Annotated in this window: 12 protein-coding genes; 5 read left to right on the forward strand and 7 right to left on the reverse strand. The window is 63.9% G+C overall.

The window, feature by feature from the left end; genetic code table 11:
- Position 1: 1 nt before the first annotated feature.
- The 6 genes from AC1Q7F_RS10555 to AC1Q7F_RS10580 all read right to left on the reverse strand — a co-directional run bounded on the left by AC1Q7F_RS10555 (position 2) and on the right by AC1Q7F_RS10580 (position 4,095).
- Positions 2 to 1,639, reverse strand: coding sequence for an ArnT family glycosyltransferase (locus tag AC1Q7F_RS10555; protein ID WP_492506464.1), 1,638 nt, complete (start codon positions 1,637 to 1,639; stop codon positions 2 to 4).
- A complete protein-coding gene (locus tag AC1Q7F_RS10560) occupies positions 1,636 to 1,947 on the reverse strand; it encodes a lipid-A-disaccharide synthase N-terminal domain-containing protein (protein ID WP_492506466.1) in 312 nt (103 codons plus the stop codon). The genes AC1Q7F_RS10555 and AC1Q7F_RS10560 overlap by 4 nt, the downstream gene beginning before the upstream one ends.
- Positions 1,944 to 2,666, reverse strand: a complete 723-nt coding sequence (locus AC1Q7F_RS10565) for a glycosyltransferase family 2 protein (protein WP_492506468.1) — start codon at positions 2,664 to 2,666, stop codon at positions 1,944 to 1,946. The genes AC1Q7F_RS10560 and AC1Q7F_RS10565 overlap by 4 nt, the downstream gene beginning before the upstream one ends.
- Positions 2,667 to 2,739: 73 nt before the next feature.
- Positions 2,740 to 3,375 carry a bifunctional nicotinamidase/pyrazinamidase gene (gene pncA, locus AC1Q7F_RS10570; RefSeq protein ID WP_492506470.1) on the reverse strand — a complete coding sequence of 212 codons (636 nt, stop codon included), beginning with the start codon at positions 3,373 to 3,375 and terminating at the stop codon, positions 2,740 to 2,742.
- Positions 3,376 to 3,395: 20 nt separating this feature from the next.
- Complete coding sequence (locus AC1Q7F_RS10575) at positions 3,396 to 3,872, reverse strand: nucleoside deaminase (RefSeq protein WP_492506472.1); 477 nt, start codon at positions 3,870 to 3,872, stop codon at positions 3,396 to 3,398.
- A 70-nt stretch (positions 3,873 to 3,942) separates the two neighbouring features.
- Positions 3,943 to 4,095, reverse strand: coding sequence for a DUF3309 family protein (locus tag AC1Q7F_RS10580; protein WP_492506474.1), 153 nt, complete (start codon positions 4,093 to 4,095; stop codon positions 3,943 to 3,945).
- 176 nt (positions 4,096 to 4,271) lie between these two features.
- On the opposite strand from AC1Q7F_RS10580, the gene AC1Q7F_RS10585 reads away from it, so the two are divergent.
- The gene (locus tag AC1Q7F_RS10585) at positions 4,272 to 4,673 is read left to right on the forward strand and encodes a GreA/GreB family elongation factor (RefSeq protein WP_492506476.1); all 402 of its coding nucleotides are present in this window, start codon (positions 4,272 to 4,274) and stop codon (positions 4,671 to 4,673) included.
- Between the two features lie 37 nt (positions 4,674 to 4,710).
- On the opposite strand, the gene AC1Q7F_RS10590 is transcribed toward AC1Q7F_RS10585, so the two are convergent.
- Positions 4,711 to 5,244 (reverse strand): hypothetical protein, encoded by a 534-nt coding sequence (locus tag AC1Q7F_RS10590; RefSeq protein ID WP_492506478.1) that lies wholly within the window; start codon positions 5,242 to 5,244, stop codon positions 4,711 to 4,713.
- A 125-nt stretch (positions 5,245 to 5,369) separates the two neighbouring features.
- Between AC1Q7F_RS10590 and AC1Q7F_RS10595 the strand changes: the two genes are divergently transcribed.
- From AC1Q7F_RS10595 to AC1Q7F_RS10610, 4 genes are all read left to right on the forward strand, one after another.
- Positions 5,370 to 5,606 (forward strand): hypothetical protein, encoded by a 237-nt coding sequence (locus AC1Q7F_RS10595; RefSeq protein WP_492506480.1) that lies wholly within the window; start codon positions 5,370 to 5,372, stop codon positions 5,604 to 5,606.
- A 119-nt stretch (positions 5,607 to 5,725) separates the two neighbouring features.
- Positions 5,726 to 6,007 carry a hypothetical protein gene (locus tag AC1Q7F_RS10600; protein WP_492506482.1) on the forward strand — a complete coding sequence of 94 codons (282 nt, stop codon included), beginning with the start codon at positions 5,726 to 5,728 and terminating at the stop codon, positions 6,005 to 6,007.
- 78 nt (positions 6,008 to 6,085) lie between these two features.
- Entirely contained in the window at positions 6,086 to 6,331 is a 246-nt protein-coding gene (locus tag AC1Q7F_RS10605; protein ID WP_492506484.1) for a toxin-antitoxin system HicB family antitoxin, read from the forward strand.
- 257 nt (positions 6,332 to 6,588) lie between these two features.
- Complete coding sequence (locus AC1Q7F_RS10610; RefSeq protein ID WP_492506486.1) at positions 6,589 to 6,858, forward strand: hypothetical protein; 270 nt, start codon at positions 6,589 to 6,591, stop codon at positions 6,856 to 6,858.
- Positions 6,859 to 6,890: the final 32 nt, after the last annotated feature.

Genomic DNA, 6,890 nt, shown 5'->3' on the forward strand with positions numbered 1-6,890 from the left:
GTTATGGAGCGATAACCCGGTCTGACAGCGTATAGAAATGCAGGATAGCCGGCTTGCCGCGCGAATAGTTGAAGCCGGTCAGTTCCGCCACCTGCCGGGGTTCGCGCCCGGCCGCCGCCATCGCGGCCCGAAACGCCTCTTCCTCCCGGCCCGTCGTGACCAGACCGATGGCACAGGCGGGATCGAACAGCAGATGCTCGGCCACCCGCGCGCCGCCGCCCAGCCGGATATTCGTGCCGACCAGGAAGACCATGGAGGGCTCGTTATAGCCACCGGCAGCCAGGATGCTGTTCGGGCAGGGCTTGTGCATATCGAAGACCTGCTTGACCTGCGGGCTGAGCCACATCGGCGTCAGGTTGGGCAGGATCAGGCCGAAGATGGCGGCATAGGAAAGCAGGCTGGCCGGCAGGGCCACGATCATCGCCCGCGGCCGCCCCCGCAGGGCCCCACCGGCCACGCCCAGGGCCGCGACTAAAATGGCCAATGCCGCGACCAGCGTGCCGGCCGGCACATCCCCCATCAGATGCAGGGGGAAGATCAGGATGATAGCGGCGAAGGGCAAGCCGACCAGCACGGAGACGGTGACGGCGGCCAGCCGCCAGCGCCGTGTCGCCTGCAGCAGGCCCATTGCCGCCAGCATGGCCACGGCCGGCAGCACGGGCAGCGTATAATGCGGCAGCTTGGTGACCACCGCCTCATGGATCGCCCAGGTCGGGATGATCCAGGCCAGGCAGAAGCGCACGGAAGGCGCATGGCGGTTGGCCCAGATGCCTGGCAGGGCCGCAAGCGCCAGTGGCGCCCAGGGCCAGAAGCTGAGCCAGAAACTGGCCAGGAAATATCCCGGCGGCCCGGCATGGTTTTCCTGCCCAGTGGCGGCTTTTCCTAAGAATTCATGCCCCACAGCCGTGCCGAAGAAGGCCCCCTTGGTGGCAATGGCGATGGCGATCAGCCAAGGCAGGATGATGGTCAGGAACAAGGGCACCCCCAGGAGGGGGCGCAGACGGCGCAGCCACCAGATCTCGCGGTCGATCAGCCACAGCGCCAGGATGGCCGTGCCCACCACCATCAGGATGACGCCCTTGACCAGCACGCCGATACCCAATGCCGCCCAGAACAGCCACGCGATGCCCGGCGGCAGCGCCCGGTCGGGGCGCAGATAGGCCCTGGCCAGCACGCCCATGCAGGTGACCACGCAGGCCAGTTGCACCGCATCGGTCTTGGCCATGCGGGCTTCCACACCCAGGATCACGCAGGTGGCCATCATCAGGCCGGCGACAAGGCCGATGGCGCCGCCGAACAGCGCCTGCCCCGCCCAGGCGGTCAGCAGCACGGCAGCCACCGCGCCGGCCAGCGATGGCAGTCGGTACATCCAGATGGGGCCGGTATCGTCGCCACCGGTCAGGATATGCACGGATGCCGCCTGCATCCAATAGATGCCCACCGGCTTCTTGTGCCGCGCCTCCTCCTGGAAGCGGATATCGATGAAATCCCCGGTTTCCAGCATCTGCCGGCTGGCCTGGACATAGCGGCTTTCGTCGCGGTCGAACGGCGGGATGGTGGAGATGCCCGGCATGAACGCCGCCAGCGCCACGGCCAGCAGCAGCAACCAGTGAACCGGTCGCAGCCGCCCTTGCGTCATGCCACACCCCGTTTCTCGCGGCGGATCAGATGCAGGTTGCGAGTATAGATGATCAGGGCCGGCAACTGGCCCGCGATGATCACCAGTTCGTGCTTCAGAAACCCGTAGATGGTCAGCAGCAGACCGCCGGCCAGGCTGAACCACCAGAAGGCCACGGGCATGACGCTGCGTCTGGCCCGTTCCGAACTGACCCACTGCACCACGAAGCGCATCATGAACATGGTCTGTGCCGACATGCCGAACAGCACCAGCCACCCTTGCCCGTCAACGGCGGCGTGCCACCAGGCTTCGATATGGGTCCAGATCATGGGGCCTTCACCTCCGCCACGCCGGCCGGGCGCCGCTGCCGGCGAATCAGCCACATCACGCCGAACAGGTCCCACAGGCCCACGGCGGCCCGGTGCAGGTTGGTGTATTTCGACACGCCGGCCGCGCGCGGCCGGTCGGTCACCGGCTGGTTGGCATAAGCCAGCCCCCTGCCCTTCACCAAAGCTGGGATGAAGCGGTGCAGGCAGTCGATGGCCGGCAGATCGCAGAACAGGTCGCGGCGGATCAGCTTTAGCCCGCAGCCCGTGTCCGGGCAATCGTCGCGCAGCAGGGCACCACGGACGGCATTGGCAAAGCGCGAGGCCAGCCGCTTGGACAGCGTATCCTGCCGCTGACGCCGGGTACCGCAGACCAGGTCCAGCGCGGGGTCGGTGTCGGTCAGGTCCAGCATAAGGGGGATGTCGGCCGGATCATTCTGCCGGTCGCCATCGATGAAGGCCAGCCAGCCCGCCTGCGCGGCGCGCGCACCGGTAACCAGGGCCGCACTCTTGCCGGCCCGGCTCTTGTGTCGGATCAGGCGCAGGGTCGGGTATTCGGGAAGCATCTTCTCCACGCGCGCCGCCGTGGCGTCGGTGGAACCGTCATCGATCACAATAACCTCAAACGCCGGGCCGGCGGCCAAGGCCGCATAAATCTCCGCCAGCAGGGGCAGGATATTATCCTGTTCGTCCAGAACCGGGATCAAAACCGACAGCTGCACACGACCTCCAGCCCACGCCGTTCACCATGGATGGCGACATAATCCGAAAGAGAGTGGAAGGAAAGTGACGCTTTCACGCAGGCGCCTCCGTCACCGTTACCCCTGCCCCCTGCAACCGGGCCAGCGCAGCCGTCAGCGACCCGTTCAGGTCGATGGCGCGGCTGGCACCGGCCAGCAGCACCGACGCGAAGCCCAGGCGCGCCGCATCCTCCGCCGAATAGGCGACGCAATAGTCGGTAGCCAGCCCGGCGAAGAACAGGCGGGTGAAGCCGCGTTCGCGGCAATATCCGGCCAGACCCGTCGGTGTCCGACGATCATTCTCGAAAAAGGCGGAATAACTGTCGATGCCGGGGCGGAAGCCCTTGCGCACCACGAGCGCCGCCATGGGCACATCCAGGCCGGGATGGAAGTCGGCGCCCCTGGTTCCCTGCACGCAATGGATGGGCCACAGGGTCTGGTCGCCGTAATCCAGGCGGATGGTCTGGAACGGGCTGGCACCGGGATGGCTGTCGGCGAAGCTGGAATGGCCGGGCGGGTGCCAATCCTGGGTCAGGACCACACCGCCGCCGGCCGCGTGGAAGCGGCGGGCCAGGTCATTGGCCAGCGGCACCACCGCGTCGCCATCCCCCACCGCCAGGGCGCCGCCAGGGCAGAAATCATTCTGGATATCGACCAGGACCAGCAGGTCCGATGCGCCCAGCGCGGCCATCGCCATCTCCCCCCAAAGGATCAGTACGGAACGCGGTCGGCCTTGGCCACCCAGTCCCGGAACACGGCGATCGCGGCCTCGTTGGGCCGGTGATCGCAGGGGATGATACGCTGGTCGACGGGCTTGGCCACCTGTTCATAGATCAGGGCGTCATCGAAGCCGATATCGGCGGCCTGGAACCGGTCATTGGCATAGACGATGCGATCCACCCGTGCCCAGAGGGCCGATGACAGGCACATGGGACAGGGCTCGCAACTGGCATAGAGCACGGCACCGCGCAGGTCGAAGCGGCCCAGGTTGCGGCAGGCGTCGCGGATGGCCACCACCTCGGCATGGGCGGTGGGATCGTTGGTGGAGGTGACCTGGTTGCAGCCCCGGCCGACCACCACCCCGTCCAGCACGACGACCGACCCGAAGGGCCCTCCCTGCCCGCCTTCCATACCCTGTCGGGACAGATCGGCGGCAAGGGACAGGAAATGCTGATCTTGGGTTGACATGCGAACGCTATCCCTTGGGGCTGGAGACAGCCCCAAGGGATAGCGTCAGGGTACGGCAGATGTCACGGGGTTAAATTCTGCCCAGCAGCATCAGGATCAGCAGCACGATCAGGACCGTACCCAGCAGGCCGGACGGGCCGTAACCCCAACCGCGGCTATAGCCCCAGGTCGGCAAGGCACCAATCAGGATGAGGATCAGGATGATCAAAAGGATCGTGGACATGAAGGGGCACTCCATCTTCTGTTGTCGTTAAGCCCACCTTCTCAACAACGGCGCGGGGCAGATGGATGCAGGCGATGATGGGGTACCCCTTTTGGCATAAGGGTTGATCTTTCCCGATGATTGGGGCTTAGCTGGATATGGCATCCAATTTCGGGGCCGCTTGGAGAGAGAAAATCATGAACCGTAAAGTTCAGATCGGCGATCCGCCCATCCGCATTCTGCGTGACGATTTGCACAAGCTGGAGAGTTTGCTTGACAGCATGCACCGATCCTACGCGCGGATATCGATGTTCTTGCAGCAGGAGGTCCTGCGGGCCGACATTGTGGAACACCCGACGCGCAAGCCCTTCGTCCGTCCGGGATCGCAGGTGCTTTTCACCGATGAGACGGGGGTACCCCATGGCGGCACCCTGCACATGCCCGAGGAGGGCAGCCCGCCGCCGCCCGACGCCATTTCCATCCTGACGCCCGTGGGCTGCGCGCTCCTGGGCCTGTCGCCGGGACAGAGCATCACCTATGAGACCGTGGACCGGCGTGAAAAGCGCATCACGGTGGTGAAGGTGGTGGAACCGGGATGATGAACATGGGGGTGGGGCCGCACAACGGCCCTACCCCTCACCCGAAATTCAGTAGGCCCGGCGCCTTGTCGATGATCTCTTCCAGGATCAGTTCGGCCGTTTCCAGGTCGCCCTTCAGCTTGTCGCCGATGACATTGGCATATTCGGGGCGGCGCAGCTTTTCCGCCGCGTCGTGCAGGCTGCGCAGTTCGGCGATGAAGATGTCGCGCGCGCCGACGGGCAGCATGGTCTTGGCCGACAGCACGAAGAAGAAGCGCATCGACGCCCGGACCAGCAGGCCCAGCATCAGCGTGTCCAGCCGCGCATATTCCTCTTTCAGATCATCGACGCGGGCCGTATCCACGGCACGCAGGCGGCCTTCGATCAGGATGCACAGGGCCCGGAATTCCCCGACCTTGTTGCGGAATTCGTTATAGGCCAGGAAACTGTCCTTGGCCGCCTCCTCCTCCGCATTCTTGGCCAGACGAATGGCCTCGCGCGCCTGACCTTCCAGGGCGCCCAGCAGGTCCTGCACTTCCTTGCGGGTATAGGTGCGCTTCATGATCGGGGTTATCGCCACCAGACGGAACATCGTGGAAACCTTATAGGCGGTTGCTTCGCCAACCGAAAGGGTTCCGGCAGGAATGGCAGCAGCGGTCCCGGCGCAGGTGCAATCTTCCATGCCCTGATACCGTCATGGTTGATGGCGCATCAAGGGTGTGGCCGTGGGTACGCCAGCCCGTCTTCATCGTCACGTCGCTGATCTTCGGTCTGCTGACCTTCCTGTCGGTGACCATCAACAATATCCAGATCGGGTCCAGCGACGCGGTGCATGTCAACTCGCCCTTCGCGGTGCTGCAGACCATCACCATCCTGTCGCTGTTCGGCATGTTCATCCCGGTGGCGATCCTGGCCAATGTGGAGCGACGTGGATGTCGCCGTCTATTTCCATGAACCCCATGGCTACTACGTGGGGCGCATGGTGCAATCGGTGAAGGACAGCCTGGATTATTTCAGCACGGCCCTCGGCCCCTATCAGCACCGGCAGATGCGCATCCTGGAATTCCCCGCCTATGCGCGCTTCGCCCAATCCTTCACCAACACATGGCCAGGGCAAGGAGACCAAGGTATCCCTGTCCCTGCGCATCAATATCGGCCTGTTCACCGCCAGCCCCGGCGACGACAAGTTCGACGCCGGCAAGGTGCTGCTGCTGGAAAAGCGGCTAATCACCGACGAGAGCGGGGTGATGGAATTCATCACCGACAGGCTGCCCACGCATGTGGGGATCGACCCGTACAACAAGCTGATCGACCGGAATTCGGATGACAAAGTGGTGGGGGTGGAGGTGCGGTGAAGGGGGGATGACTGGCCGCCGTCAGGTTGACACTGTCGCGCTTCCAGCCATGATAGTGGATGTCCCGCGGAGGTTAAGATGACCAGCTTCCCCCTGCGCATCCCCGACGACCTGAAGGCCGAGGCCACCCGTCTGGCCGATGTCGCCGGCGTCAGCCTGAACCAGTATGTGGTAACCGCCCTTGCCTCCCGCGTCGGCGCCCAGGTGGAGGCGGAACGCTATTTCGTCGCCCGAAGTGCCCGCACCGTCCCCGGACGCGCCAAGGAAGTGCTGTCCCGCTCCGGCCGGGGGAACGCGCCACGGGAGGATGACCGGTTGGAGTGAAGTAGTCGCCGTCTTTGGCCGTGGCGGCGATCAAGTGGCATAGCGGGGCACCGGAGATAGGTTCCAGTGCTCCTATGGTCCAAAAAAATTGGGGCCGGAAGCGGGCAGGCGGGTTTCGGCCTGGACCTTAGGATAGCTGCAATTCTCCGGCTACCCTACCCAATTGCATGCTTGATGCCGATCTTAGCTATAATTACGAGAGTTTGTGCTATCCTTTGTAAATTCTATAAGAGTGACAATAGCGGCGGAGCATTGGCATGGTTGGGTCGGAAGCTGAATTCGATCAGGCAATGTTCGAGGTTTATCGGCGCGCCAAGGACGAAGCGCACTACACCGCGACCATCTTCCTCCAAATGCTCCATGACAGCGGTGGCCTGCTGACAGCAAAAAAGCTGATTAATGCCCAGAAGGTTTCCGCTGGATACGCAGCTCTTTGGGAACGCAAGAGGCTAGATTTAACGGTCGAGGCTGTGGTCGTGGACTGTCCGCCGTCAGCCCCTTTGGGACAGAAGTGGCTGATTGCGTAAGGGAGGATTTCTGGCTCATCGTAGTGACCGAA

It is taken from the genome of Niveispirillum sp. GW835-FHT14G11, assembly GCF_058793615.1.